We start from the raw sequence: 24,787 nt of genomic DNA, 5'->3' as shown, positions 1-24,787 counted from the left end.
AGTGAACGAGAAACGCTAATGACCCCTGATCAACGATTTACCCGCTGGGTGAAAATAGCCCTGGCGGCGTTTGTGGTGCTGTTTGTTTATTTCTTACTCGCCGATAGTTTTATGCCCATGACCCCGGAGGCGCGGGCGATGCGGCCCGTGACGCGGATTGCGCCGGAGCTAAGCGCGCCGGTGAAAGACGTGGTGGTGCGTGACCACCAGCGGGTAGAAGCGGGTGATGTGCTGTTTCGGCTGGACCCGGCACCGTTCGAGCTTGCCCGGCAGCAGGCGGAGTTGAATCGCGAGCAAGCTGAGCAGGAGAACGCTCGGCTAACCGCCGAACTGGCGGCGGCGCGGGCCTCGCTGGCATCAGCTCAGGCCACGTTTGACGAGCGCAGCGGTGAGCGCCGCCGCGCCGAGGCGCTTTTGGGCCGGCAGGGTATCTCCCGCCAGCAGTATGAACAGCAAGTGGCCGCTGAGCATACGGCCCAAGCTGCCGTAGCATCCGCTCGCGCGCAAATCGATAGTTTGGAAGTACAGCTAGGCGAAGAGGGCGATGCCAACTTACGGCTGCGCCAGGCTAACAATGCGCTGGAGAAGGCCGAGTTGGATATCGCGCGTACCACGGTTAGAGCGCGGGAAGCGGGGGAAGTGACGAACCTTCAGCTCCAGCCGGGGGATTACGTGCAGGCAGGCCAGCCAGCCGTGGCGCTGGTGGCCAGCAATGTCGACGTGGTGGCTGATTTTCGCGAAAAAAGCCTGCGCCATGTGGCCCCTGGTGATGACGCAAAGATCGTCTTCGATGCGCTGCCGGGGCGTATTTTTGCAGGCCACGTGAGCGCGTTCGATGCCGGTGTGCGAGAAGGGCAGCAGGCCGCCGACGGGCAACTGGTGGATATTCCTACCTCTGACCGCTGGGTGCGCGACGCCCAGCGAGTGCGTATTCACGTCGTGCTGGATGAACCGCTGGAAGAACTCCCGCCCAGCGGCGCGCGGGCCACGGTACAACTAGTGCCCGGCGAGCATGCCTTGGCCAAGCCGTTTGCTTGGCTGCAGGCGCATCTTATTAGCTGGCTGCACTATGTTTATTAGACGGTTGACGAGATCGTTGGCTAATTCAAAGTCACGCTCGGCGACACCCGCCACTCGTTCGGCACCGGTTCCCTCGGCGCTTAGCCAGAACGGGCTGCGCCAGTGCCTACGAGTCGCGGGTGGTGGCACGTTGGGGTTTATCATCAGCCAACTGATGGGATGGAACTACGGCGTCTTCTTTACCGTCTTCCCGATGTTTTTGTTGGGCTTGGTGCCGGTGTTAAATGGCTCGATCATTCGCCAGTTTCTCTCCAACGTGAGCCTCAACGTGCTGGAAGTCAGCTTGGTCGTTGGGCTGTTAAAACATATGCCCGTGGTGATGACGCTGGTGGTGCTTGGCCTGTTTCTGCTGCGCTTTAACGTGATGGCCAAAGGCCCGCTGTTTCTGTTTGGTGCCAACGGGGTGCTGACGCTCAGTATTCTGCTGCACTTTGCTAGCTATCCAGGGGTGGATTTAAGTGATCTGTTGGCCAGTAATCTCATGGCCAGCGTGCTGGCGGTGTTCATCGCCATGCTGATGTACACCCTGTTTCCCGATGTAGAGCCACGCCAGCCGCCGCCCAGAGGCAGTAAAACGGTGGCACAAATCCGCCATGAAACGCTGATTGGCGGCATCACCGCCACGCTCTCGTTTGTGGTGTTTCAGGTGTTTGACCTGCGCGATTCGCTCTCAGCGCAAATGGCCACCATCTTGATTCTGTTCACGCTGGGCTATTTCGGCGCGCAGGCATCGGCAGCAAAACGTGCGGTGGGCACGCTGCTGGGCTGTAATCTCGCACTGGTGATGCAGCTAGCGCTCTACACCCAAAGCCACCATTTTCTGCTGGTGATTCTGCTCTATTGGCTGGGACTTATGCTGTTTGCCAGGGAGCATATCTTGGAAGGGGGTGGCTCAGGCATTGGGTTTGGTGGGCTGACCACGATGGGGATTTTGTTTGGTCAGTCGTTAGGGCCGCAGCAAGATCTAGTCTACAGCGCGCTTTACCGCTTCTCTTCCATGAGCGTGGCGCTGATCGGCACGCTGTCGGTAATGATCTGTTTGCATTATCTTCTGAACCGCTGGGAGCCCACGCGCTTGCCCGAAAGAAGTTGAGGCAACTTTTTAACAAAGAGCTACTCTGAAAGGGAGTCGGCGCTAACGTAGCTACATACTTGGTGTGCGACTATTTCCCTACTAACGGATTAGAGGTGTTCGTCATGGCAAGTGGCAAAGAAGATAAAGCGAAAGGTGCGGCCAACAAAGCCGCCGGTAAAGTAAAAGAAGCAGCAGGCAAGGCCACCGGTAGCAGCAAAACCGAAGCCAAAGGTAAAGCCCAACAGGCCAAAGGCGAACTGCAAAAAGGCAAGGGCGATGCCAAAGAAGGCGCCAAGAAGAAAAAGTAGTGCTTGTGGCGCAGAACGAACAACCGGAGCCGTTGGCTCCGGTTGTTGTGTTTAAGGGCTACACCTCTTGATACAGCGCACTCCCTTCCCGGCGGAACTTCTCCGCCTGCTCCTGCATCCCGCGCTTCACGGCTTCGGCATCGCTTTCGCTGGCGTTTTCAGGGGCGCGGTCGCGGTAAGTGTCGCGCACTTCCTGGCTGATCTTCATCGAGCAGAACTTCGGCCCGCACATGGAGCAGAAATGCGCCACCTTAGCGGAGTCCTTCGGCAGGGTTTCATCGTGGAATTCCCGCGCGGTGTCCGGGTCTAGGCCCAGGTTGAACTGGTCTTCCCAACGGAACTCGAAACGCGCTTTAGAGAGCGCGTTATCACGGCGCTGCGCCGCTGGGTGGCCTTTGGCCAAATCCGCCGCGTGGGCAGCAATCTTGTAGGTGATGATGCCGGTTTTCACGTCGTCTTTATTGGGCAGGCCCAGGTGCTCTTTCGGCGTGACGTAGCAAAGCATCGCGCAGCCAAACCAGCCAATCATCGCCGCCCCAATGCCAGAGGTAATGTGGTCGTAGCCGGGGGCGATATCCGTCACCAGCGGCCCCAAGGTGTAGAAGGGCGCTTCGTCGCAGTACTCCAGCTGCTTATCCATGTTCTCCTTCACCAGGTGCATGGGCACATGGCCGGGGCCTTCGATCATCACCTGCACATCGTGCTTCCAGGCAATGTGAGTCAGCTCGCCCAGGGTTTTCAGCTCCGCCATTTGCGCTTCGTCGTTGGCATCGGCAATGGAGCCGGGGCGCAGGCCGTCGCCCAGCGAGAACGCCACATCGTACTGCTTGCAGATCTCGCAGATCTCCTCGAAGTGTGTGTACAGGAAGCTCTCCTGATGATGATACAAGCACCACTTCGCCATGATGGAACCGCCACGACTCACAATGCCGGTGACACGGTTGGCAGTGAGCGGCACGTAGCGCAGCAGCACCCCCGCGTGAATGGTGAAGTAATCCACCCCCTGTTCCGCCTGCTCGATCAGCGTATCGCGGAAGATCTCCCAGGTGAGGTTTTCGGCAATGCCGTTGACCTTCTCCAGCGCCTGATAAATGGGCACCGTACCAATCGGCACCGGCGAATTGCGGATGATCCACTCGCGGGTTTCATGGATGTTCTGGCCAGTGGAGAGATCCATGATGGTATCCGCGCCCCAGCGGATGCCCCAGGTCATCTTGTCCACTTCCTCTTCAATGGAAGAGGTGACCGCCGAGTTGCCCAGGTTGCCATTGATCTTCACCAGGAAGTTGCGGCCAATGATCATCGGCTCGCTTTCCGGATGGTTGATGTTATTGGGAATAATCGCCCGCCCACGCGCCACCTCATCGCGCACGAACTCCGGGGTAATTTCTTTGGGCAGGCTGGCACCAAAGCTCTGGCCTGCATGCTGATGGCCCAGAATGCGCTCCACCTCAGTGGTACCTAACGTTTGGCGCCGCTGGTTTTCCCGCAGGGCGATAAACTCCATTTCCGGCGTAATAATGCCCTGTCGGGCGTAGTGCAGCTGGGTCACGTTTTTACCCGCTTTAGCACGGCGCGGGGTGCGGCTTAAATCAAAGCGCAGCTGAGCCAGCGTGGGGTCGTTGGCGCGGCGCTGGCCGTACTGGCTGGTAGGTCCGTCCAGAAATTCAGTGTCGTTGCGCTCTTCGATCCAGGCGCGGCGCAGTTCTGGCAGGCCTTGGCGCAAATCGATGTTGGCGCTGGGGTCGGTGTAGGGGCCGGAGGTGTCGTACACCAGCAATGGTGGGTTTTGTTCATCCACGCCGCTGGTTTTCGTGGGCGAGAGGGTGATTTCCCGAAACGGCACGCGAATATCCGGCCGCGAGCCTTCCACATACACCTTGCGCGAGCCGGGCAGCGGGGCCACGGCGGCGGCATCTACCTGGGCGGTTTCGGCTAAAAAGTGCGCGGTTTTACTTTTGACGGTCTTGGTCATGACGGTTTCCTTGTTGTTGGTCATTATTCAGAGAGGTCTAAGCCCATCTGCCAGAAATCGATTTCCAGGCGGGTGGCATTGCGGAAGATCTTGCTCAGCTCACGAAAGCGGGCGGGGGTGACATCAGCCAAGCGGGCATCGAGCCACGCAAGCTCCGCTTGCATAGCAGCTTGGAACTCCTCGCCTTCGTACATGGCGATCCAGGCATCGAACGGGTTCTGCGCGCCGCGCAGCGTGGAAGGTTGCGCGTTCAGCCAGTTGGCGATTTCGCCGTAGCCTACGAGGCACGGGGCCAGCGCCACGTGCAAATCCAGCAGGTCGCCCCGGTTGCCGGTATCCAACACGTAGCGGGTGTAGGCCAGCGTGGCGCGGGCTTCGGGGAGTTCGGTCAGTTCCTGCTCACTGATGCCCCACTCCTGACAAAAGCCCACGTGCAGGCCCAACTCCACATCCACAATGGCTTTCAAGCCTTCATGGGCTTGGCGAAGATCGGCGAGGGTGGGGCTTTTATAGGCAGCCAGCGCGTAGGCGCGGGCGAAGTGAATCAAAAACAGGTAATCCTGCTTCAGGTAGTGGCGAAACGACGCCTCAGGCAGCGTGGCGTTGCCCAGCTGGCGCACGAAATCGTGCTCGATATAAGCGCGCCAATCGTCTTGGCAAGCGGTGGTGAGATCGGTAAAGCGGTAGCCCATGATGCCTCCGGTGGTAATGATCCGGAGGGCAGGCGAGAAAGATCGAGGGAATGGCACGGAAGAGTGGCGTAAAGGAGCGCAGCGGCCATCGCTTGATCCCTACGCCGGTACCCGCGCCGCCATTCATAAAGCAGCGCATTAGCCGGATCAGGTTCAGCGGGACCAGCGCTCGGTAGCCAAAAGCCTACCCTGCGCCATCTCAGCCGGATATCACCGGCACCCCGTCAAGCTGTTCGTGGGTGGAGTGTAGGAGGCGGGTGGGGGAGATGCAAGAGGGGTTTATTTTTCTGAATGGTTGGCAATGGCCTACTGCGGAATCGATAAGAGACCGAAGCACGATAATATTCAACGCCTTCTTCTATGTAGCCACCACCTGCCTTTCGATTGCCAGATACTCTGAAAATTGCCGTACTTCATGATTTGTCATGGTGACGCGGTGGTATAAGTTATTGAACCGGATGTAGAAGCGAATCCAGTAGCAATAGGTTTTCCCGAAACGTAAGCTATAAAGCTTGACCCTCATGGTTGTCTTGACGTGTTCCATTAGTTTCGTGGGAGAATTCCCCAACAATGCTGTTTTTTGAACAGTATTGTTGGGGGCAAGCAAAACGCACAAGCCTGCGAATGTTGGCTATATCGCCAAAATTCTCTTTGCACGCTGTAGAATCAATGAGGTAGATTCAATTTGGTGGCTATGAAACCTCAGTCATTGTGATGTCACGTTCATTGAGGTTTCATGGCAGGGCGTATAATCACTGTTATACACCTTAATCGAACATCGGAGAGATCATGAAGCTAAGGAAGGTAATTGTTCACAATTTTCGATCTGTATTGGATGCCACGTTTGAGGTTTCAAATTACAGTATGATTGTTGGCGAGAACAATTCTGGAAAAACTAATCTGCTTAGTGCGTTAAGAGTCTTCTATGAGGACGGCGGCTTAAAATACGAAAAAAATAGAGATTTTCCGAAAATAGACACTACTGATAGTGAATCCTGGATTGAGTTACACTTCCACACTTCTGTTGAAGAGCAAGATAGCTTAAAGGATGACTACAAGTCACCAGATCGTATTTTAAGGGTACGCAAATATCTTCAGTCTGACGAAGGTCGAGTTAAAGCAAAACAGTCCAATATTTATGCTTATGAAAATGGAGTTTTATCTGATAATAACTTCTATGGAGCTGCCAATGTATCTTCATCAAAATTAGGATCAATAATATACATACCTGCTGTAAGTAAGGTAGAAGACACCTTAAAAACATCTGGGCCATCACCATTTCGCGATTTAGTAAATTTGGTAATGAAAAAAGTTGTCGAAAGTAGCAATGTATTTGATGAATTAAATGTTGCTTTCACGAAATTTAATAATGAATTCAAAGGAGAGGAGGTTAGCGGTTTATCTATCGATGGGATTAAGTCGGGAGTTAACGCTGAACTAATGCAATGGGGAGTTGGGATTGATATTGAGGTCTCCCCAATCAAGTCAGACGACATAGTAAAAAATCTACTTAAGCCGCATATTGAAGATCATAAATTAAACGGCCAGCGTGTTGATATCGCGTCATTTGGTCAGGGTTTGCAACGGCACTTAATCTATACTCTGATAAAAATGTCTGCTCAATATAACGCGCCCACTAAATCTGCCAAGAAAGATTTCAATCCTGATTATACTTTGATTTTATTCGAGGAACCTGAAGCCTTTCTTCATCCATCGCAGCAAGATGTGCTATTTAGGAGTCTTAAAGAGCTGGGCAATTCTGATGCCCAGCAGGTAATTGTATCAACGCATTCCTCACAGTTCGTTGGTAAATCGGTAGATGATCTTACGTCAATCCTGAGGTTACATCGTAGTGGTCAACATTCAGTAGCGCACCAGTTAACTGAAGCCTCAATGCAGCAAATATTGAATAACAACTTGGTTGCTGCAAGGGCGTTTGGAGAGGACCAAGATCCTAACTTCGATGAAGAGATAAGAATGGCAGATGAAGAGCTTAAGTATTTTCTTTGGCTCGACACTGAACGATCAAGCTTATTCTTCGCACGTCACGTGCTGCTGTGCGAAGGCGCTTCAGAAAAAATATATCTTGATTATTTAGCCGATAACGAGTGGGGGTTCCTAAGGGAGTCTAGGGTGTATGTGCTAGATTGCCTTGGAAAATACAACTTGCACAGATTTATTCACCTTCTGACAGAGCTAGGAATACCGCACTCTGTTATGTTTGACGGTGATAACAATCGGGGCGATCACGCCGTATGGAATCAAATTGTTCGCGATGCTTCGACAGCGCTAACCGTTGGTATTCATCAGTTTGATGAAGACTTAGAAGCATTTATTGCTATACCTAAACCGCAAGGTCGTAATGACCTGAAACCAATAAACATAATTAAGCATCATGTTGATGGATTAATTGATGGGCAAAAAAAGCGAGACCTCGAGAAATTAGTGAGAGGGCTTATCGGTGTATAACAAGGCGCTGCTAGGGACAAACCTACGCTGCGCTCCAGTTTGCCCCAGAGCGCGGCGTTAAAAGTAATCGTATGGCGCGTCGTAAAGAGCTAAAAAATATTTCTCAAGGTCTTGTCAATTCGTTCGTGAGCAGAAACAACGATTATGACGGCTATTGGGAGTTAGCGAAGCTATATGATCTGGCTATAGCATATGACGGCGTGGAAATAGAGATTGATCTGTTAAACGGAACAATAAAGCCTGCTTCACCAGAATTTCTACCATTGATCACGCTGTGGCAAAAAAAGTTGAAGAACATGATCGAATCAGGTTCTATATCAGGTTCATGGGCACGTTCGGTAGTGATAAGATCAAGCTTCAATGTTAGTTATATCGCTGATCTTCACAAATGGGGGGCATATGGTGATCCATGTACCTGTGTTTGTGAGATTATCACCGATAAAGATATGGTTTATTCGTCCATAGCAGGCACAAAATGTATGCCATTTAGTAAGGCATGGTTTCAGCGCAGCACGAGGCGAAAAAACTTTTAACAAGTTGCTGAACAGGGACCCAGCTACGCTCCCCCAGTTTGTGGTTCGCTTTCGCTCACTTTACCACAAACCGGTTCCGCTCCGCTGGTCCCGTTAGCAAGGCGTTAGGCAGAAATGAACAATGAGGTTTGGATGGATACGTGGCTACAAGCCCTTTTAGCAATAATTACAGGCGTGTACTCTGGGATTGTTGTCAGTAAGCATGCAGAGTTTAGAGGGCTTCGAGAAGAAGCGGCAAGAATACTTATGAGTCCGCTGACTGCAAAGCAATGTTCCGCTGAGCTGGATATAGTTTGCCTGTCAATGAAACGCCTAGGGCACAAGAAATCATCGGATAAGCTTCGTGAGATCTCCAAAGAGTATCGTTCTCTGGCAGATAAAGCATCACTGGCAATTGGTGAGCCAAGTATAAAGTTACCGGACATCAACGAGGCCGTGGAAATGATAGATGGAAGAAATAAACTTAGAAACCGTGCATTTATGCTAAAGCCGTCATACGCTTTCATTTTGAGGCCTTGGTGGTAGTGCCTAACAATCGCAGGCACAGCGACACCTTTTTCGTTGCGGCTTTGCCTTCACTACAAAGCCGCGCGTGCTGCGGGCGTTAGTCTCACAAAGGGATAAATGTTTTGAAATTAAAGCTAAACCCGATACAGATTGAGCCAAGTGATCCTTTCAAATATGATCTTTTGGGTAGAAAGGAAGAAATCCTTAATCTGTCCTTACTAGTATCAAACGTAAACTCCCCAGCCGTGATAGCAATTGATTCACGATGGGGGACGGGAAAGACAACCTTTATCCGACTATGGGAGCAGCACCTCAAGGAAGATATTTCCCCCTCTCTATACTTCAATGCTTGGGAAACCGATTTTTCGGATGATCCACTGGTCTCTTTTTTAGGTGAAATGAATGAGGGCCTAAAAACTCTCATTGGTGCCAATGAAAAAGCAAACGAGGCGTGGGAGAAAACAAAAGCTGCCGGAAAACAAATTGCAAAACGAGGAATTCCTGCACTGGTACGAATTGGCACTGCGGGAATAATTGATGCTGATAAAATAATAGAAGATGAGATAACGAAAGCAGCAGGGTCATTGGCTGGTGATGCGCTCGACAACTACCTACAGCAAAAAAAGGCAATTTACGAGTTTCATGTCGCCTTGGCTAGCTTCGTGGAGAAGTCAGCGGATGGTAAGCCGCTCGTCATATTTGTCGATGAACTGGATCGCTGTAGGCCGAACTACGCAATCGAGCTGCTGGAAAGAATCAAGCATCTATTCAACACAGAAGGTTTAGTCTTTGTGCTAGCTCTCGACAAGGAGCAGTTAGGGCATTCGATTGAAGCCGTCTATGGAAACGGAATCGATTCGGTTGGATACCTTCGCAGGTTCATCGACTTTGAGTATCAGCTGAAAGAGCCAGATAAGGCTAGCTACATCGATTCGCTGTTTTCTGCGCTACAACTAGACAAATTTTTTCAACCGAGGAAGCAATACGGAGAGCTCCGGTACGACGAAGACCATTTAAAAAACGTATTTACAATGCTAGCAACTAACCTCTGGCTCTCATTGAGAGAAATCGAACAACTCCTCGCAAGTATCAATATTGCAATTAGAACCGCCAAGGAAAATGAGTATATTTTTCCTGCATTGTTGGTTTTCTTGCTCATTTCAAAGCATTTCAAGTCAGATGCCTATCAGAGATATGTGTCAGGTGATGGGACTGAGTCAGAGCTAATCGATTACCTCCATGAAATCGTACCAGAGAGGAATAGAGATGAGAGTTTCGAATGCGCGTTAGTCGAAGGTTATCTAATAGCTGCGAAGAGCGGTAGATTTCAAAAAGCTGAATCGCCTATACTTTTGAGGCACGAAGAAATACTTCAGAGTGAGGAATTGAATTACAAAGAAAAACAATACTCTGAGGTAGTTGTGAATGTCGTTAACAGGCCGGCAGGATTGGGACACGGTGTAAACCTAAACCGAATTAAAGACCGTATCGATTGGCTTGGTAGATTCGAATTTTCAGATTCTGAAGGCTAACAAAGCGCTGCTGTGGACAAATTTTCCGCTGCGCTCTAAATATGCCGGAGAGCGCGGCGTTAGCACTCTCGAGGAGTACTGAGTGATCTCAAAGAAAGAGCTAAAAGAACTAGTAATTGCTCTTGGTAAAAAATATCTGTTCCCAGATTTTACCAACAAGCTCACGTGGTTTGTTGTTACAGTTGGCGGAACAATTATTTTGACCCCAACTGCGTTTAAACAGATATTTTATAACTGGCTGGTTTCAACCTTTAACTTGAATTCTGGGGTGCAATTCACGTTTGCAGAGCTAGAATCAAATACGGCTGACTATACTTTGGGGTTTTCTCTCATCGCATTAGCATTAATCCATAATGTCGCAAACAGGTACTTTATTTATAAAACCGGTGACATCGCAGCAACTGAAGCAAAGGAGCTAGAGGCAGTAGACCGTGCGTTGTTTGAAAGGTTTTTAGCAGAGTTCCCCTCTAACTCAAGATCGGTGGTTCTTTTAAAAGAGCATGACTTTGGTAACTCCTATCATGACAACAATACCGACGAAATTGATCGCTTCGTAGACACATGGAATACCGCAGAAACAGAGTTTTTGGATCAGGAGCTTGAGATAGCTCGCAAAGAGCTATATCAGAAAATGCATGAATTTATATATAGGCTATCCCAAAGCTCTGGGTATATTCACACAGGCCCTATGCTGTCCGCTGTTCCCGATGCCTACCGGGGAGCCTGGGATTGGCCTGAACATGTCGATTTACGAATTAAAGAGCTTAATGAGAAAAGCACCGAGTGCTATAAACTTCATCAGCAGTTCGTCATGCTTGGGCGGCGTAAGCTAAAGTGCTAACAAGGCGCTACTGTCGGACAAATTTTCCGCTGCGCTCCAAATTTACCGCAGAGCGCGGCGTTAAATCAGTAGTGATACCGCAGCTGGGCAATAAGCAAAGCGTCGTCCGTGACCTTGTAAACGATGCGGTGTTCTTCGTTGATTCGCCGAGACCAGTAACCAGCAAGGCTGTGTTTGAGAGGCTCTGGCTTGCCGACGCCTTCAAATGGCTCTCGCTTGGTCTCTTTGATCAGCTTGTTGATTCGGTTGAGAATCTTTTTGTCAGTTTTCTGCCAGTACAAATAGTCTTCCCAGGCGTTGTCGGAAAAGATGAGCTTCATTCAAGAAGCTCCTTTTCCTGACCGCCCCCTTGCTCCAACTCGGCAACGGATTCCAGTAAACGGCGGGCGTTTTTGGGCGCGCGCAGGAGGTAGGCTGTCTCTTGCAGTGCTTCATAGTCTTCGAGAGAGATCATGACCACGGATTGCGCCTTGTTGCGGGTGATGATCACAGGGGAATGGTCTTCACAGACCTGCTCCATGGTTTTTGCTAGGTTGGTTCTAGCGGCGGTGTAGCTGATGGCATCCATAAAGGGTGCTCCTGTACGCGATCTTGTTAATGTACAGAATAGCGTACAGGGTTAGGTTTGCCAATTGGCTTCGCCGCGTTTGGTTTTCTCCGCTTTAAAACAGCGGTTGAGCCGGTGATGCCCACGAATCATATCCCACGCTAAGCCGTTGATAGGCGGTTGCTCACACCATCATTAAGCCCTGCTTGCGTGTTGGCGGCGCGTAGGCGGCATCAATATCTGCCAAATCCTCGTCATCGAGCCTAATCTTATCTGCCCCAACGTTCTGTTTGAGGTGATCCAAATTCACGGCTTTAGGAATCGCGATTACTCCGGGGTGGCGCAGTGCCCAGGCAAGCGCGATTTGCGCGGTAGTGGCGCGGTGTTTGTCGGCGATGCGTTGCAGAGTAGCATCATGCAGTAGCGCGCCGCCTTGCCCGATGGGGCAGTAGGCCATGAGCGGCATGTTGTGCTGTGCTTGCCAGGGCAGCAGGTCGTACTCGATGCCCCGGGCGTCGGGGTTGTAGAGCACTTGGTTGGTGGCGCACGCGGGCGCGTTTAGCTCTTCCAGGTCGTCAACGTCGAAGTTCGATACGCCCCAACGCAGGATCTTGCCCTGCTCGCGTAGCCGCTCAAACGCTTCCACGGTTTCGCTCAGCGGGTACTGGCCGCGCCAGTGCAGCAGGTAGAGATCAATCGTATCGGTGCCCAATCGGCGCAGGCTGCGCTCGCAGGCGGCTTGAACACCTTGGGTGCTGGCGTTGTGCGGGTAAACCTTGCTGACGAGATACACCTCATCGTGCCGCCCGCGAATGGCTTCGCCTACGATTTCTTCAGCGCCGCCCTCGGCATACATCTCGGCGGTATCAACCAGCGTCATGCCCAGGTCTAGGCCTTCACGCAGCGCCCTGATTTCAGCCTGCCGCTGCCCGGCATCCTCGCCCATGTGCCAGGTGCCCTGGCCGATACGGGGAACGCTTACGCCGCCTAGCTCAATCGTCTGCATATCTCACTCTCCTAGTGTCATTCCCTGCTGTGATGTGGTTCTGACTGCCCAAGGCCATCGCCGTTCATGCTCCCATCGTAGAAGCTCCGCTTTGAAGGTGGTGAACGAGAGAAGATCAATGAGCACAATTCTGAAATCATGTCAGAAGCTACCCATGCCGATCCTAGTGGCAGCTTTCAATGAACCAGAGGAACCCAAATGGCCGAATACACCGCTTCTATTCAGTGGGCCCGTGGGGCCGATGAAGCCTTTCTAGATCAGCGCTATAGCCGTGGGCACGAGTGGGTGTTTGATGGCGGCGTTCGCGTCCCTGCGTCGTCATCGCCCCACGTAGTGCCGTTGCCTTATTCGGTCGAGGCCAACGTCGACCCGGAAGAGGCGTTTGTGGCCTCGCTCTCCAGTTGCCATATGCTGTTCTTCCTCGCCATTGCCGCGCAGCAGGGTTTTGTCGTGGAAAGCTACCTGGATAACGCGGTGGGTGTGATGGAGAAGGGTAGCGATGGGAAGATCGCCATGACCCAAGTCACGCTGCGGCCCAAGGCGGTGTTTGCAGGAGAGCCACCCTCAATGGAGGCGCTTGAGCAGATTCATCACGCTGCCCATGAAAAGTGCTTTATCGCTAACTCGGTTAAGACCGATATGGTGACCGAGATTCAGCATTAACGTCGTTAAGTCGTCGGCTTCTTGAGCGTGGTATAGCAAAACGTCATGGCTACGGTTAGCCTAAACGGTTGGTTAATCACGCTCATTGAGCATATAGGCGCAGCCATGGAAGATACCTCTAATGTCACGCTGGCGTTGGCAGACGCATCGGCATTTAAAGCGTTCAAGCAAGAGTTAAAAGCCTCGTTTAGCGTGGCAGTGGAAGAGACGTTTGGCGCAGTGGAGGCGAGCTTGATTCCTTCCGACGCCGATATCGACAACTCTCTTACCGCGCCAGATGCCGTGGTGCATCACATACTGTTAGACGGCGTGAAAGTGGGCGGCGCGATTGTGACCATTGACGAAGCCACCCAACACAACGCGCTGGATCTGTTTTATCTCTTACCCAGCACCCACGGGCGTGGCGTGGGCTACCGTGCCTGGCAAGCTATCGAACAGGCGTACCCGCAAACGCGGGTATGGATGACCCACACGCCTTACTTCGAAAAGCGAAACATCCACTTTTATGTCAATAAGTGCGGTTTTAAAATTGTCTCTTTTTATAACCGTTATTACCCCTTACCCGATGGTGAAGAGCGGGGTAGTAAGGCGCACAAGCTTGAGTTTTTTGGCTTTGAGAAAATCATGAGGTAACTCTCGGAAAAAGGATTTTAAAGTGACCGTAAGAGCTGCAGAAAGAACCGATATTGCCGCTATCGCCCAGGTGTATCAGGCCTGTTTCCCACGCGAGAAAAACCACGCAGAGTGGATAGAGGCGTCGTTTAACGCCTACCCAAGGGGCGTTTACTACGTGGTCGAATTAGAGAGCCAAGTGCGCGGTTATATCCTTTGGTGCGTTAAAAACGGCTTTAGGGAAAAGAGCATTATCGAGCTGGAACAAATCGGCATTCACCCAGATGCGGCAGGTAAGGGGCTGGGTAAACAGCTTATTGTGGAGTCGCTAGCGCCGTTCAAAGCCCACGTGCACCGCCAGGGCTGTGGCGTGGGGGCGGTGATGGTGACCACCTCGGAAGGCAACTTCGCAGAGAAGCTGTATCAATCCACGTTGGGCGTCTCCCGCGCGGCGGTGATTAGTGGCTATGGCGCAGGAGATGAGGTGATCTTGTATAATGCCAGCGCGGAGTAGCGCGAAAGCGGTGGCGTACCAAGAATTCCTTAAGGAGAAGGAAATGAAAGGCGAGTGCCTGTGTGGGGAAGTGGCGTTTAAGATTGCGGGCGAGCTGCCTCATCTGTACCAATGCCACTGTTCGTTATGTCGTAAGGCAACCGGTGCCGCTGCTAATGCGGCCACCTTTGTGCAGGGCGAGCAGTTCAAGTGGCTGTCGGGGCAGGGGAATATCCGTTCTTATCAGCGTGAAAGCGGCTACCGAAGCGATTTTTGCGCGACATGCGGCAGCCCTGTACCCAACCAACTGCGCGGTAGCGATTGGATGTGGGTGCCTGCTGGGTTATTAGAAGGTGGGAGCTCGGCCAGAGTAGCGGTGCATCTTCATATGGACTCAGCCGCCGCCTGGGAGCAGGAAGCCGCCCACTGCCAGCGCTTTGATGCCTCCCCCGAGAGTCTACAGGCGCTGAACAGCGCACTGCAGCAGGTTTAGCCAGAATAGCGCTACACTCATCTCCAATATTTTCCACACTGCTCAGGAATGCACACAATGAATCACCGTCAACCACGCTGGATGCGTGCTGCGCTGTCGGCTTGCTTACTTTTAGCTTCTGCCACTGTTATGGCGCAGGAGGATCGTATTAACGCTGAGCTTGAGCGCATTGAGCAAACCCTGGATGCGCGCATTGGCTTTGCTGCCCACAACATAGCCACAGGCCAGCGCTGGGGAGTGAATGCGGATGAGCGCTTTGCCATGTCTAGCACCTTTAAAACCCTGGCCTGCGGCGCACTGCTGGAGCAGGTGGATGAGGGGCAGCTGGCGCTGGAAACCGAGGTCAGTTTTGAAGAGTCTGAGTTGGTGACTTACTCGCCGGTCACCGAGCAGTATGCGGGCCACCAGCCGATGACGCTGTTTGAATTGTGCGATGCCACCATGACCACCAGCGACAACACCGCTGCTAATCTGGTGCTGCAAGCGCTGGACGGCCCCGAAGCCATCACGGCGTTCGTACGGAGTATGGGCGACCCCGTTACCCGCCTAGACCGCTATGAGACCGAGCTAAACGAGGCCACGCCAGGGGATGAGCGCGACACCACCACGCCCAACGCCATGCTGGCCACGCTGGAAAAGCTTGTGCTTGGAGATGTGTTATCAGATGAGTCTCGCCAGCAGTTAGAAGCGTGGATGAAGGGCAATGCGGTGGCGGACGGCCTGTTCCGTGCCGCCATGCCATTTGATTGGATAATTGCGGACAGAACCGGCGCAGGCGGTTACGGCTCACGCTCAATTACCGCGATTATTTGGCCACCGGAGCAGGCACCTACGGTCGTGGTGTTTTATATCACCGAAACCGAGGCATCGTTTGAAGAGCGCAATGCGGCTATTGCGTCGTTGGGAGAGGTGATTCAAGATGTTATTGCTGAATCGCATAGAGGGCCATAGTTAGCCCTTGTCATTGGTTAGCCCTAACCCGCCAGTTTTTATTGCGAGTTAGGGCGCCTTTCATAGTCGTGGTGCTTTAATTCCGAAATCGCTAGGCGTGACGATTTCTTCAAGCTTTCCTATTTGTGATAAATCCTTCTCATTTAAATCGCTATTGAAAGTCGCGTCAGGAAATTTTAAGTTTTTCACCACTTTTACTTTGTTTGGTATGCCTTTTTTATCTATGTCTTTGATCCAAGCCAAGTAGCCGCCAGAATATTTTGCTAAGCTGCCTATAGGGTAAAGTCCATAGATTTGTATGTATTCTACTAAAAGAGATTTGTTTAATTGTTTTCCTTCTTCATGGACTTTTCGATAGGCGCTTATCGGTGGCAGCGGTGGAGTTCCATTCCTTGAGTGCATAAGTTTGTTGACTTCCTTGACGACTAGGAAAATGTCAATGAATTCATAGATCTTGACCTCTATGTCTGTCTCTTTGTGATTTTTATTGCTTTTATCGGACTTTTTTATAATGGTTGAGCATATTTCGCTGGGGTTCCACTCTATATTGTTAATCTTGTTTAACAAAGCAGACCGATGGTCAGCTAGTATAGCTTTCTGAGCGGGTGTCATATTGGATTTAAGCGTTGGTATTTTTGGGCCCACTAAAAGAGGCTTTCCAAGATTATGCATCAGGGCACCAAGCAACGTTTCTCTTATATAAGGGCTGTGAGGGTCTCTAATTAATAGCATGTCCGCTAAATAACTTGTTGCTTGTATGGAGTGCCTTACCCACTCGACTTCTTCTCGAAGTAGAGAGAGTGCGAGTAAAAAAGCTTTCCTGTTTTCTTCAATAGAGTATCTGATGGTGTCAACACAGTTGTAGAAGATCTCGGCAGGAAAAACATTTTGTGTCTTTAAATACATTAAACCAGCCTGTAGCTGATGCGCTAGCTCTATTACCCCTCTTTCCATTGCCGTTCGCTGTGCTTTTTTCTTACGCTCATTGCTTTCTTTTAGAAGTATATTTTTTTCCTTCGCTCCTGGAATAAATAGCGAGGAGTGAGTGGCCATCGCATCACTCATACCTGTTTGATAGGCCGCTTCTCTTTCAGCCTCCGTGGTAAATCGAAATAATAATTCTAATTGAGGTCTAGAAAGATTTATAAATTGAATGCCCAGCGCTGCATATCCAAAATATCCTAAGGGGCGGATATGCTTTATTTTTCCTTCTGCATGAAAGCTTTCACCACTTGGGAATTCGATCGTTAAACCAGATAGCTCCTTGCCAACGGTAATCGCATTTGTATCTGACAAAGGAATGTCTAGCATGCACCCGCCCACAGAAAAGTTTCTTACCCTACCCGATATATTTAGCTCATTAGGATAAACCTCAATATTTGCTCTGGCGTACATGCCTAGTATGAAAGGAATACGTATGGTACCTCTTTTTTCTTTTATGAAAATAGACTCAGGTAATTGACAGTCGATTTTATATAAAGAGAGATCAAGCTTTGTCAACTTTGCTGATATGTTGGCAAGGCTGAATGTTTCTTTGTCAGAGTTCAATAGGTGCTTAGTGGATTCAATATCTAAGCTAATTAAACCATCTTGAATATAAGATGTGACGTCTCTATCAGAGGTGTTTGCTTCTAAGGTCAGCTGTCCAGTGTTGATGTCGAGTTCAATAACATCTGCTTTTAAAGGAAATTTATGGTCGAATGATACAATCGAAACCTGATGTGTATGCTGGAGTAATGATCTTATGACAGTTGCTGTAACATTTTTTCCTACAATTTTTTGTGGCATAACTTCCCCCTCAGGATAGATAATGCTTGATTAATAGTGCCTTTCTTATGTTTATGCAAATTTTATGATGTTTTCTAAAGTTTGTTTTTGTGTTTCAAACGTTTGTTTTTGTGTACTTTATATAATATTTGATTTTTCCTAAAATTGAGTTGCAAGTGATTGCAGGTAGTGGCTATGTTACCCGCAAAGGGATCCATGATTTTATGGGGTAGGCGTGGCAGGGATGGTGTGATGTTTGAAAAAGAGATTGATTTTCAAGGCTTATTGCGACATGGCGCTAGCACCTCGCCAGTAGGGGTGGTGTTGGTAGATGTTTTAAGGGACAACATGCCCATAGTGTTCGCTAATCAAGCTTTTTTTGACATAACGGGATATTATAAAAAAGAGGTGCTAGGTAAAAATTGCCGTTTTCTACAGGGGAGGGCTACTGATAAAAATACAATAATGAGTATTCGCAATCTCCTGAGAGATCGGCGGCGTGGCACGTTCACCATTTTAAACTATAGGAAAGATGGTGCTAAATTTTGGAACCAACTGACATTAAGCCCCGTCATTAATTCGGATGATGTTTGCACCCATTATATTGGTTTTCAACAAGACATCACAAAGCAGTTAGAGCAAGAGTCGTTATTGCGTTACCAAGCTGAACATGATGTTTTAACAGGGCTGATAAATGCAAATAAGTTAGAACAGGTGCTTGCGAAAAATCTTTGCAGCGCTAATGAAGATAAAAAAAATATTTTCGTTATGCATATCAACTTAGATGGTTTTAAAACTGTTAATGATGGGCTGGGTTACCATGTGGGCAATGCGCTTATCAAACATGTGGCTGCAAGGTTGAATAAATGCCTTTGTTGCGACGGTGCTCTGTCCAGGCTAAACGGCGATGAGTTTGTTTTTGTCTTCGTGGATTTTGAGAGTGTTGATCAAGCTGACGGTAAAGCTAAAGAGATACTAAATTGCCTTCTAGAGCCTTTTTTTGTTAAAGATTTTTCTATACACGTTAGTGCTAGAATAGGTATTAGTTGTAATGATAGGTACAAAGAAACTTGCTTTGAGCTAATGCAAAAAGCAAGCATTGCTATGGAAGAAGCAAAAAGAGTGGGTAGGAATACGTGGTGTTGGTCCAGCGGTCAGTCAAACAAGATATTAAATAACGAAATGGCTGTTAATTTAAGATATGAACTAAATAGTGCTTTATTAAATGATCAGTTTGAGCTTTTCTATCAGCCAATCATTAACGTCGCTACTGGGGAGGTCAATAGTTACGAAGCGCTCATTAGGTGGCGGCACCCGATAAAGGGTTTGATATCGCCAGGTGTTTTTATTCCCGTTGCAGAGCAAACAGGCCAAATAGTACCGTTAGGTTACTGGATATTAAAAAAAGCTTGCTCAGATATAGTGACAATGACATGTGCTCTCGGAAAGGCGTTGCCAGTAGCTGTTAATATATCAGCCCTGCAGTTTATGCGAAGTGATTTTTTCGAGATCTTTCTTGATCTGATCAGCGGTTTTGACTTGCCTCCAGAGTTAATTCAAATAGAAGTAACAGAAAGTTTGCTTATAGAAGGGTCTGACAAAGCGATACGTTTAGTTGAAAAATTTAGAGAGATTGGGGTCAAGGTGTCGCTGGACGATTTTGGTACGGGATACTCGAGTTTAAGCTATATTCGTTATTTGCCTATTGACAAGGTTAAACTGGACATGAGTTTCATCAATGGCGTTGATAAAGAGAATAAGAATGCTGCCATTGTTCAAGCAGTGATAGATATGTCTCATTCGCTGGGGCTCAAAGTAGTTGCTGAAGGAGTGGAGACAGAGTCGCAGCTGCAAACACTGAAAGGCTTCGGATGTGACCTTTTACAAGGTTTTTGGTTTTCGAAACCTTTGCCTTTAGAGGACATTATTGAGAAAAATAAGACACTTTATATTGAAAGAAATAGATGAAAGGGCGCTTAGGGCGTTTTCTCTAATGTTAAAAGCGACAGCTTACGTTGATATATGGCTGTCGCTAAATGTCAATAGTGGCCAGTTAGGCCAGAGCTAGTTAGTGAATAATCCCCGTATGCTCCACCACCACCATTACCCCAATCCCAATCAATACAACGCCACCTACAAGTTCTGCCCAGTGGCCAACGTATTTACCCAGTTTGTGGCCTAGCAGCGTCCCCATGGATGCCATGACGGTGGTGGCAAGGCCAATGGCGAGGCTGGTGGTGATGATGTTTACGTCGATGAACGCCAGGCTAGCGCCTACCGCCATGGCGTCTAAGCTGGTGGCAGTAGCCGTCAGTATCAGCAGCCATAGCGTTTGTTTGCGGTGTGCTACCTTTTCTTCTTTTTTGAGCCCTTCATGCATCATGTGCAGGCCAATGATGGAAAGTAGGGTGAACGCCACCCAGTGGTCCCAGGCTTCGACGTACTGTTGAGACGCCTTGCCAGCCACCCAGCCCAGCACCGGTGTCATCGCTTCGATGATGCCAAACACCAAGCCAATACCCAGGGCATGTCGGAAGCGGGGCTTGCTGAGTTCGGCGCCTTTACTGATGGAGGCTGCGAATGCATCCGCCGACATGGAAACCGCAAGAAACAGTAGCGCAACAGGCGTCATGATAGATAGGCTCTTTAGATAAAACGCGATCTTTAAAATGCTTACTTGAGTGTAAAAGGAGGATATTGAATAGCGCTGAATCCTATCAGGTTTTTTGCTGGTAACAAGGCGGTTTGCGAAAAATAAAGTTTGTAGTAGCGAACAAACATAGCTTTGGCTAACAATGTGTCTACTAGCTGATTTTGTTGGTGTTTTGACGTTTAGTTGCATAGTGGTTAAATGAAAAGCCGCCTGATTGAAAACGACAGGCGGCTTTTTAAAGACGCATTATTTAACGCCGAATAGAATTAGCGATGTTGATACAGCCACTTAACATCCACGCCGAAAGAGTAAACCAGCGTGACTAACGCGCTAAACGCAAGCAGCCCTGCTAACAAAGGCGAAGTCAGTGGCGTTAACGCCAACAGCATCGCCACGACCTGCCAGACGCACACGGCTTTGCGGCGGTAGCTCTCATTAAGCGGTGCATCCAGCCAAGGGAAGGGAAGGCTAGCGGCCACGAATAAGTAGCGCATGCCGCCAATCAGCAGCACCCACAGCCCCAGCCCCTCTTCCATGATCAAGCCAACACAGAGCAGCATAATCAGCAGGGCATCCAGTTCCATATCGAAGCGCGCGCCAAAAGGCGAGTGGCTTCGGGTGCGGCGGGCAATCCAACCATCCACGCCGTCCAGTAGTAGAGCGATGACCGAGACACCCAGCCATAGCCAAATGGCATCGATGAAAGCGTCATTCACCAGCGCGCCCGCAACCAGAGCAACCAGCACCGCGCGTCCTAGTGTCACCCGGTTGGCCCAACCTAGCGGGCCATGGGGCCAAAACACCAAGATCAAACCGCTGATGAGCATATAGAAGATACCGGCTGCCCACCAATTGGCGGCGCTTGCCATAAGCGGCGTGAGCAGCATGCCCATACCCACGAGAAACAGCGCGCCTATTAGCAGCTCGAGACTGCTGAACAGCCGCTTGGGCAGTGGGTAGGAGGAGGAGTTAGAAACAGGCGGCATGGTGGCTCACGAAGCGGCGCGGTCGTCCGCAGTTGAAATTAGTGATGCAATAATTTATCTATGTACCATTATTGTATAGGGTGTATGGTGGTTAGCATCCCGAAAAGTTCCCCACTTAAACAATGTTGAAGGTTGGCAAGCGTTAATAGACCGATTGCTTTTCTACGCTAAGCTATAGGTGAGCCATTGAAAAGTCGCCATATCTTAGTAACGTTAAGATCAACGGATGGAAACAGCGCTTCAACGATAAGGAAATGTCATGTCGGCGCCTGATACGGCGGTGGCCTTTTGGGTAACGCACCCAGGTCACGGCGAACTGCAGCAGGAAGAGCTGCCCACAATAGATACATCAGAAGTGCGTGTTCGTGCCCTGTATAGCGGCGTGAGCCGCGGCACGGAATCTCTGGTGTTTCATGCCCGCGTGCCGGAAAGCGAAACTCAGCGGATGCGCGCTCCTTTCCAGGCCGGAGAATTCCCCACCCCGGTAAAGTACGGTTACTGCAGCGTGGGTCGTGTGACTCACGGCCCTGATTCACTTCTCGATAAAACCGTGTTTTGTCTTCATCCCCATCAGGATCACTACGTAGTGCCTGCCGACAGGGTGGTGCCGGTCCCTGATGACGTACCTGCCCAGCGCGCCGTGCTCACTGCCAACATGGAAACCGCCCTCAACGGCGTGTGGGATGCCAACCCCATGTTGGGTGAGCGCGTCTGCGTGATGGGCGCAGGCGTGGTGGGGGCGCTGGTGGCGTATTTGTGTGCGCGCATTGCGGGGGTCGAGGTCACGCTGGTCGATATCAATCCCGAGCGTGAATCTCTTGCCCGCGCCCTCGGCGTACCGTTTGCCCTGCCTGAACAAGCGCCCAACGATCAAGACTGCGTGATTCACGCCAGCGGCCACCCGGACGGTCTGCGTCTGGCCATGGAGCGGGTCGGCAATGAAGGGCGTGTTATCGAGATGAGCTGGTTTGGCCAAGGGGAGGTGGCACTGCCCCTCGGCGGGGCTTTCCATTCCCAGCGGCTGACTTTGCGCGCGAGCCAAGTGGGTCAGCTGCCTGCCAAGCTGCAACCGCGCTGGAACTATCGCCGCCGCTTGAGCGTGGCGCTACGTCTGTTGGCGGACCCCGCCTTAGAGGCGTTGATCAGCAGCGAGTGCGATTTTATCGATTTTCCTGAACGAGCCCCGGCGCTGTTTAGTCCACAGAGCACGGCGCTTTGCCACCGAATTCGCTACCCCTAAACCCCTTAACCGTTAGTTTCCGACTGGAGTTGCCATGTACCGTTTATGCGTCCGCGATCACTTCATGATTGCCCACAGCTTCAAAGGCGAGATCTTTGGCCCGGCCCAGCGCACCCACGGCGCTACCTATGTGGTCGATGTCGTGTTTCAGCGCCCAGAGCTGGATCAGGATGGCTTGGTGATCGACATTGGCCTCGCCAGTGAGACCGTCAAAGAAGTGCTGGCCAATTACAACTATCGCAACCTCGATGAGGTCAGTGAGTTTAACGGCCAGAACACCACGACGGAGTTCATGGCGAAAGTGATTTTTGACCAGCTCGCCGCTGCCATCAAAGCGGGCCGTATGGGCGAGACCGCCAAAGGCCTGACGCAAATGGACATCAAGCTACATGAATCTCATGTGGCCTGGGCCAGCTACGAAGGGGCACTATGAGCCAGCGCTTTACCTTACTAGTAGCAGGTGATCCGGACCAGCGTACCGGTGGTTATATCTACGATGCGCAGATCGTTGCCGCACTGCGCGAACAGGGCCTTCAGGTGGACGTGGTCGGCCTGGACGGGCGCTTTCCGCAGGCCGATGCAACGGCAAAACGTGCGCTTGATAGCGCGCTGGAAACCCTAGCCGATGGCGAGCGCGTCATTATCGATGGCTTGGCCATGGGCGCACTGCCCGATGTGGTGGCCCGCCATGCGGATCGGCTGGATATCACGTCGCTGCTGCATCACCCGCTGGGCGATGAACAAGGGCTCTCAAGTGACGAGCAGCAGTATCTTCATCGCAGCGAGCTGACGGGGCTGGCGGAGGCGGCGCGGGTCATCGTCACTAGCCGCTTCACCGCCCGCCGTTTGAGTGAACTGGCCAGCGATTACTCGCTGCCCATTACTGCGCCCGTTACGGTGGTCGAGCCGGGCGTTGCTCACGCGCCGGTCAGCCCCGCACCTGCGCCGGGTGAACCCATCCGCCTGCTGTGCGTGGCCACGCTCACGCCGCGCAAGGGACAGGATGTGCTGGTCAAGGCGCTGGCGCGCGTGAATAGCGACCAGTGGCAGTGTGACTGCTACGGAGGGGCCCGCGATACGGCATTTAGCGCTAGCGTGCAGCAGCTCATTGACGAACATCGGCTTGCCGAGCGCGTCACTCTCCACGGTGAGTGCGATGCCGACACCTTGGAGGCCGCGTACCAACGTGCCCATGCGCTGGTGCTGCCTTCTTGGTACGAAGGTTACGGCATGGTGGTCACCGAGGCGTTGGCCCACGGGCTGCCGGTGATTACCACGACTGGCGGCGCCCTGCGCGATACCCTACCGGAAGGCGCAGGCATCAGCGTCGCTCCTGGCGATGTGGAAGCACTTAGCGCTGCGATTGCTAACTTCTGCACCCATGAGGCGCTACGTACCGAACTACGTGCCGGGGTAGCGGTGGCGCGAGGCGCTCTCAACGACTGGCAGGCCGCTGGCGTTGAGTTCGCCAAGGCGTTGAATGGCACAGGTACGCCCGACCTCTCGGCGGGCAGCCAGTTTGCGGCCAGCTGGCTCACGCTGCGGGAAGCGGTAGATAGTCACGCCCGCAGTGAAGCGCTGGTCAACCGGCTCGATGCGTGGCTATCCATGCGTGAAGCGCCTGTATCGCTGGCAGATTTAGGCTGCGGGCGGGGCAGCAATATGCAGTTTCTCGCGCCTCGACTGAGCACTGCGCAGCGGTGGGCGCTGTTCGACCACGACGACGCCCTGTTACGAGAGGCGCGCCGTCGTGCCCTACCGCTTCATGATGCGACGGGCCAGTCGCTGAACGTGGAAACCCACTGCGCGTCGCTTGCGAATCTCGATCACTCGGCACTGAAAGTGGCGGATGTCGTCACTGCTTCAGCGCTCATCGACTTGGTGTCTCAGCAGTGGATCGACACGCTGGCACAGCAGTGTGCCGCTCATCGTCAAGCGCTGCTAGTGAGCTTGAGCGTCACCGGCGAGTGGTGCTTTACCGATGCGGATCAGCAGCCCATCGACGACCCGGAAGACCGCTTTGTGCTAGGGCTGTTCAACGCCCATCAGCAGCGGGATAAAGGGCTGGGCGAGGCGTTAGGCGGCGAGGCTCACCGAGCGCTCTATCACGCCATGGCGGAGCAGGGGTACGCGGTGGAAGAGGCCGCTACGCCTTGGCAGCTCGCCGCGGGGAGCCATGAGCAGCAGCCGCTCGTCAGCTCGCTGATCAATGGCTGGGCGGAAGCGGCCACCGAGCAGGCGCCGGAGGCGGCAACGCGGATCGCCGAGTGGCGCACCGCGCGCCTGGATGCCGTGGAGCGTGGGCAAGTGGGCGTTTGGGTGGGCCATCGTGATCTGCTGGCGCTGCCAGCGGAGCAGGGCTAG

At 51.7% G+C, this 24,787-nt stretch carries 26 protein-coding genes and 1 riboswitch; of the genes, 17 read left to right on the top strand and 9 right to left on the bottom strand.

Annotated features, from left to right (window positions below; genetic code table 11):
- The first annotated feature begins 18 nt into the window (after positions 1–18).
- The 3 genes from QIT27_RS01715 to QIT27_RS01705 all read left to right on the top strand — a co-directional run bounded on the left by QIT27_RS01715 (position 19) and on the right by QIT27_RS01705 (position 2,463).
- The gene (locus tag QIT27_RS01715; protein WP_253016913.1) at positions 19–1,080 is read left to right on the top strand and encodes an HlyD family secretion protein; all 1,062 of its coding nucleotides are present in this window, start codon (positions 19–21) and stop codon (positions 1,078–1,080) included.
- Positions 1,070–2,173: a DUF2955 domain-containing protein gene (locus tag QIT27_RS01710; protein WP_502875168.1), complete on the top strand. Its 1,104-nt coding sequence runs from the start codon at positions 1,070–1,072 to the stop codon at positions 2,171–2,173. Before QIT27_RS01715 ends, QIT27_RS01710 begins: the two co-directional genes overlap by 11 nt.
- 104 nt (positions 2,174–2,277) lie before the next feature.
- Positions 2,278–2,463: a CsbD family protein gene (locus QIT27_RS01705; protein ID WP_159341408.1), complete on the top strand. Its 186-nt coding sequence runs from the start codon at positions 2,278–2,280 to the stop codon at positions 2,461–2,463.
- Positions 2,464–2,521: 58 nt separating this feature from the next.
- Here QIT27_RS01705 and thiC read toward each other — a convergent pair whose 3' ends face one another.
- The 3 genes from thiC to QIT27_RS01690 form a co-directional block, all read right to left on the bottom strand.
- On the bottom strand, positions 2,522–4,438 hold the full coding sequence (thiC, locus tag QIT27_RS01700; RefSeq protein ID WP_285262697.1) for a phosphomethylpyrimidine synthase ThiC: 1,917 nt from the start codon (positions 4,436–4,438) through the stop codon (positions 2,522–2,524).
- 23 nt (positions 4,439–4,461) lie between these two features.
- On the bottom strand, positions 4,462–5,130 hold the full coding sequence (gene tenA, locus QIT27_RS01695; protein WP_285262696.1) for a thiaminase II: 669 nt from the start codon (positions 5,128–5,130) through the stop codon (positions 4,462–4,464).
- Positions 5,131–5,209: 79 nt separating this feature from the next.
- Positions 5,210–5,364: riboswitch (TPP riboswitch) on the bottom strand.
- A 124-nt stretch (positions 5,365–5,488) separates the two neighbouring features.
- Positions 5,489–5,674, bottom strand: coding sequence for a phage integrase N-terminal SAM-like domain-containing protein (locus QIT27_RS01690; RefSeq protein ID WP_285262695.1), 186 nt, complete (start codon positions 5,672–5,674; stop codon positions 5,489–5,491).
- A 245-nt stretch (positions 5,675–5,919) separates the two neighbouring features.
- Here QIT27_RS01690 and QIT27_RS01685 point away from each other — a divergent pair, with 245 nt between their 5' ends.
- The 5 genes from QIT27_RS01685 (at position 5,920) to QIT27_RS01665 (ending at position 11,012) form a co-directional block, all read left to right on the top strand.
- Positions 5,920–7,599, top strand: a complete 1,680-nt coding sequence (locus QIT27_RS01685; RefSeq protein WP_285262694.1) for an ATP-dependent nuclease — start codon at positions 5,920–5,922, stop codon at positions 7,597–7,599.
- 71 nt (positions 7,600–7,670) lie between these two features.
- On the top strand, positions 7,671–8,132 hold the full coding sequence (locus QIT27_RS01680; protein WP_285262693.1) for a hypothetical protein: 462 nt from the start codon (positions 7,671–7,673) through the stop codon (positions 8,130–8,132).
- Between the two features lie 132 nt (positions 8,133–8,264).
- A complete protein-coding gene (locus QIT27_RS01675) occupies positions 8,265–8,657 on the top strand; it encodes a hypothetical protein (RefSeq protein WP_285262692.1) in 393 nt (130 codons plus the stop codon).
- 104 nt (positions 8,658–8,761) lie between these two features.
- Entirely contained in the window at positions 8,762–10,171 is a 1,410-nt protein-coding gene (locus QIT27_RS01670; RefSeq protein ID WP_285262691.1) for a KAP family P-loop NTPase fold protein, read from the top strand.
- 82 nt (positions 10,172–10,253) lie between these two features.
- The gene (locus QIT27_RS01665; protein ID WP_285262690.1) at positions 10,254–11,012 is read left to right on the top strand and encodes a protein-tyrosine phosphatase family protein; all 759 of its coding nucleotides are present in this window, start codon (positions 10,254–10,256) and stop codon (positions 11,010–11,012) included.
- A 65-nt stretch (positions 11,013–11,077) separates the two neighbouring features.
- Here the strand turns inward: QIT27_RS01665 and QIT27_RS01660 are convergent, their stop codons facing one another.
- The 3 genes from QIT27_RS01660 to QIT27_RS01650 all read right to left on the bottom strand — a co-directional run bounded on the left by QIT27_RS01660 (position 11,078) and on the right by QIT27_RS01650 (position 12,565).
- Positions 11,078–11,332 carry a Txe/YoeB family addiction module toxin gene (locus tag QIT27_RS01660; RefSeq protein WP_285262689.1) on the bottom strand — a complete coding sequence of 85 codons (255 nt, stop codon included), beginning with the start codon at positions 11,330–11,332 and terminating at the stop codon, positions 11,078–11,080.
- Positions 11,329–11,580, bottom strand: a complete 252-nt coding sequence (locus tag QIT27_RS01655; protein ID WP_039176654.1) for a type II toxin-antitoxin system Phd/YefM family antitoxin — start codon at positions 11,578–11,580, stop codon at positions 11,329–11,331. The genes QIT27_RS01660 and QIT27_RS01655 overlap by 4 nt, the downstream gene beginning before the upstream one ends.
- A 163-nt stretch (positions 11,581–11,743) precedes the next feature.
- Positions 11,744–12,565, bottom strand: a complete 822-nt coding sequence (locus QIT27_RS01650; protein WP_285262688.1) for an aldo/keto reductase — start codon at positions 12,563–12,565, stop codon at positions 11,744–11,746.
- Positions 12,566–12,763: 198 nt separating this feature from the next.
- Between QIT27_RS01650 and QIT27_RS01645 the strand changes: the two genes are divergently transcribed.
- The 5 genes from QIT27_RS01645 to bla all read left to right on the top strand — a co-directional run bounded on the left by QIT27_RS01645 (position 12,764) and on the right by bla (position 15,777).
- Positions 12,764–13,228, top strand: a complete 465-nt coding sequence (locus tag QIT27_RS01645) for an OsmC family protein (RefSeq protein WP_285262687.1) — start codon at positions 12,764–12,766, stop codon at positions 13,226–13,228.
- A 105-nt stretch (positions 13,229–13,333) separates the two neighbouring features.
- Positions 13,334–13,861, top strand: a complete 528-nt coding sequence (locus tag QIT27_RS01640; RefSeq protein ID WP_285262686.1) for a GNAT family N-acetyltransferase — start codon at positions 13,334–13,336, stop codon at positions 13,859–13,861.
- 22 nt (positions 13,862–13,883) lie between these two features.
- The gene (locus QIT27_RS01635; RefSeq protein ID WP_285262685.1) at positions 13,884–14,354 is read left to right on the top strand and encodes a GNAT family N-acetyltransferase; all 471 of its coding nucleotides are present in this window, start codon (positions 13,884–13,886) and stop codon (positions 14,352–14,354) included.
- 43 nt (positions 14,355–14,397) lie between these two features.
- The gene (locus tag QIT27_RS01630) at positions 14,398–14,826 is read left to right on the top strand and encodes a GFA family protein (protein WP_285262684.1); all 429 of its coding nucleotides are present in this window, start codon (positions 14,398–14,400) and stop codon (positions 14,824–14,826) included.
- A gap of 57 nt (positions 14,827–14,883) precedes the next feature.
- Positions 14,884–15,777, top strand: coding sequence for a class A beta-lactamase (bla, locus tag QIT27_RS01625; protein ID WP_285262683.1), 894 nt, complete (start codon positions 14,884–14,886; stop codon positions 15,775–15,777).
- A 60-nt stretch (positions 15,778–15,837) separates the two neighbouring features.
- Here the strand turns inward: bla and QIT27_RS01620 are convergent, their stop codons facing one another.
- Positions 15,838–17,565 carry a flagellar brake protein gene (locus QIT27_RS01620; protein WP_285262682.1) on the bottom strand — a complete coding sequence of 576 codons (1,728 nt, stop codon included), beginning with the start codon at positions 17,563–17,565 and terminating at the stop codon, positions 15,838–15,840.
- 231 nt (positions 17,566–17,796) lie between these two features.
- On the opposite strand from QIT27_RS01620, the gene QIT27_RS01615 reads away from it, so the two are divergent.
- Entirely contained in the window at positions 17,797–19,512 is a 1,716-nt protein-coding gene (locus QIT27_RS01615) for a putative bifunctional diguanylate cyclase/phosphodiesterase (protein ID WP_285262681.1), read from the top strand.
- Positions 19,513–19,612: 100 nt separating this feature from the next.
- Here the strand turns inward: QIT27_RS01615 and QIT27_RS01610 are convergent, their stop codons facing one another.
- Together QIT27_RS01610 and QIT27_RS01605 are read right to left on the bottom strand one after the other, a co-directional pair.
- Positions 19,613–20,176 (bottom strand): manganese efflux pump MntP, encoded by a 564-nt coding sequence (locus QIT27_RS01610; RefSeq protein ID WP_285262680.1) that lies wholly within the window; start codon positions 20,174–20,176, stop codon positions 19,613–19,615.
- Positions 20,177–20,463: 287 nt separating this feature from the next.
- The gene (locus QIT27_RS01605; RefSeq protein WP_285262679.1) at positions 20,464–21,183 is read right to left on the bottom strand and encodes a CDP-alcohol phosphatidyltransferase family protein; all 720 of its coding nucleotides are present in this window, start codon (positions 21,181–21,183) and stop codon (positions 20,464–20,466) included.
- A 259-nt stretch (positions 21,184–21,442) separates the two neighbouring features.
- On the opposite strand from QIT27_RS01605, the gene QIT27_RS01600 reads away from it, so the two are divergent.
- From QIT27_RS01600 to QIT27_RS01590, 3 genes are read left to right on the top strand one after another with little or no spacing between them, the layout of a single operon-like run.
- Positions 21,443–22,423 carry a zinc-dependent alcohol dehydrogenase gene (locus QIT27_RS01600; RefSeq protein ID WP_285262678.1) on the top strand — a complete coding sequence of 327 codons (981 nt, stop codon included), beginning with the start codon at positions 21,443–21,445 and terminating at the stop codon, positions 22,421–22,423.
- Between the two features lie 34 nt (positions 22,424–22,457).
- Positions 22,458–22,856 carry a 6-pyruvoyl trahydropterin synthase family protein gene (locus QIT27_RS01595; RefSeq protein ID WP_159341429.1) on the top strand — a complete coding sequence of 133 codons (399 nt, stop codon included), beginning with the start codon at positions 22,458–22,460 and terminating at the stop codon, positions 22,854–22,856.
- Positions 22,853–24,787 (top strand): glycosyltransferase, encoded by a 1,935-nt coding sequence (locus tag QIT27_RS01590; protein ID WP_285262677.1) that lies wholly within the window; start codon positions 22,853–22,855, stop codon positions 24,785–24,787. The genes QIT27_RS01595 and QIT27_RS01590 overlap by 4 nt, the downstream gene beginning before the upstream one ends.

Source organism: Halomonas sp. LC1 (assembly GCF_030247125.1).
GTDB lineage: Bacteria > Pseudomonadota > Gammaproteobacteria > Pseudomonadales > Halomonadaceae > Vreelandella.
The sequence above is the reverse complement of the archived record's forward strand: the minus strand, read 5'-3'. Positions and strand labels throughout refer to the sequence as shown.

What these genes read in the sequence shown, in the direction of transcription:
- QIT27_RS01715 (WP_253016913.1), top strand. Translation starts at nt 19, where the DNA reads ATGACCCCTGATCAACGATTTACCCGCTGGGTGAAAATAGCCCTGGCG.
- QIT27_RS01710 (WP_502875168.1), top strand. Translation starts at nt 1,070, where the DNA reads ATGTTTATTAGACGGTTGACGAGATCGTTGGCTAATTCAAAGTCACGC.
- QIT27_RS01705 (WP_159341408.1), top strand. Translation starts at nt 2,278, where the DNA reads ATGGCAAGTGGCAAAGAAGATAAAGCGAAAGGTGCGGCCAACAAAGCC.
- thiC (WP_285262697.1), bottom strand. Translation starts at nt 4,438, where the DNA reads ATGACCAAGACCGTCAAAAGTAAAACCGCGCACTTTTTAGCCGAAACC.
- tenA (WP_285262696.1), bottom strand. Translation starts at nt 5,130, where the DNA reads ATGGGCTACCGCTTTACCGATCTCACCACCGCTTGCCAAGACGATTGG.
- QIT27_RS01690 (WP_285262695.1), bottom strand. Translation starts at nt 5,674, where the DNA reads ATGGAACACGTCAAGACAACCATGAGGGTCAAGCTTTATAGCTTACGT.
- QIT27_RS01685 (WP_285262694.1), top strand. Translation starts at nt 5,920, where the DNA reads ATGAAGCTAAGGAAGGTAATTGTTCACAATTTTCGATCTGTATTGGAT.
- QIT27_RS01680 (WP_285262693.1), top strand. Translation starts at nt 7,671, where the DNA reads ATGGCGCGTCGTAAAGAGCTAAAAAATATTTCTCAAGGTCTTGTCAAT.
- QIT27_RS01675 (WP_285262692.1), top strand. Translation starts at nt 8,265, where the DNA reads ATGGATACGTGGCTACAAGCCCTTTTAGCAATAATTACAGGCGTGTAC.
- QIT27_RS01660 (WP_285262689.1), bottom strand. Translation starts at nt 11,332, where the DNA reads ATGAAGCTCATCTTTTCCGACAACGCCTGGGAAGACTATTTGTACTGG.
- QIT27_RS01655 (WP_039176654.1), bottom strand. Translation starts at nt 11,580, where the DNA reads ATGGATGCCATCAGCTACACCGCCGCTAGAACCAACCTAGCAAAAACC.
- QIT27_RS01650 (WP_285262688.1), bottom strand. Translation starts at nt 12,565, where the DNA reads ATGCAGACGATTGAGCTAGGCGGCGTAAGCGTTCCCCGTATCGGCCAG.
- QIT27_RS01645 (WP_285262687.1), top strand. Translation starts at nt 12,764, where the DNA reads ATGGCCGAATACACCGCTTCTATTCAGTGGGCCCGTGGGGCCGATGAA.
- QIT27_RS01640 (WP_285262686.1), top strand. Translation starts at nt 13,334, where the DNA reads ATGGAAGATACCTCTAATGTCACGCTGGCGTTGGCAGACGCATCGGCA.
- QIT27_RS01630 (WP_285262684.1), top strand. Translation starts at nt 14,398, where the DNA reads ATGAAAGGCGAGTGCCTGTGTGGGGAAGTGGCGTTTAAGATTGCGGGC.
- bla (WP_285262683.1), top strand. Translation starts at nt 14,884, where the DNA reads ATGAATCACCGTCAACCACGCTGGATGCGTGCTGCGCTGTCGGCTTGC.
- QIT27_RS01620 (WP_285262682.1), bottom strand. Translation starts at nt 17,565, where the DNA reads ATGCCACAAAAAATTGTAGGAAAAAATGTTACAGCAACTGTCATAAGA.
- QIT27_RS01615 (WP_285262681.1), top strand. Translation starts at nt 17,797, where the DNA reads ATGTTTGAAAAAGAGATTGATTTTCAAGGCTTATTGCGACATGGCGCT.
- QIT27_RS01610 (WP_285262680.1), bottom strand. Translation starts at nt 20,176, where the DNA reads ATGACGCCTGTTGCGCTACTGTTTCTTGCGGTTTCCATGTCGGCGGAT.
- QIT27_RS01605 (WP_285262679.1), bottom strand. Translation starts at nt 21,183, where the DNA reads ATGCCGCCTGTTTCTAACTCCTCCTCCTACCCACTGCCCAAGCGGCTG.
- QIT27_RS01600 (WP_285262678.1), top strand. Translation starts at nt 21,443, where the DNA reads ATGTCGGCGCCTGATACGGCGGTGGCCTTTTGGGTAACGCACCCAGGT.
- QIT27_RS01595 (WP_159341429.1), top strand. Translation starts at nt 22,458, where the DNA reads ATGTACCGTTTATGCGTCCGCGATCACTTCATGATTGCCCACAGCTTC.
- QIT27_RS01590 (WP_285262677.1), top strand. Translation starts at nt 22,853, where the DNA reads ATGAGCCAGCGCTTTACCTTACTAGTAGCAGGTGATCCGGACCAGCGT.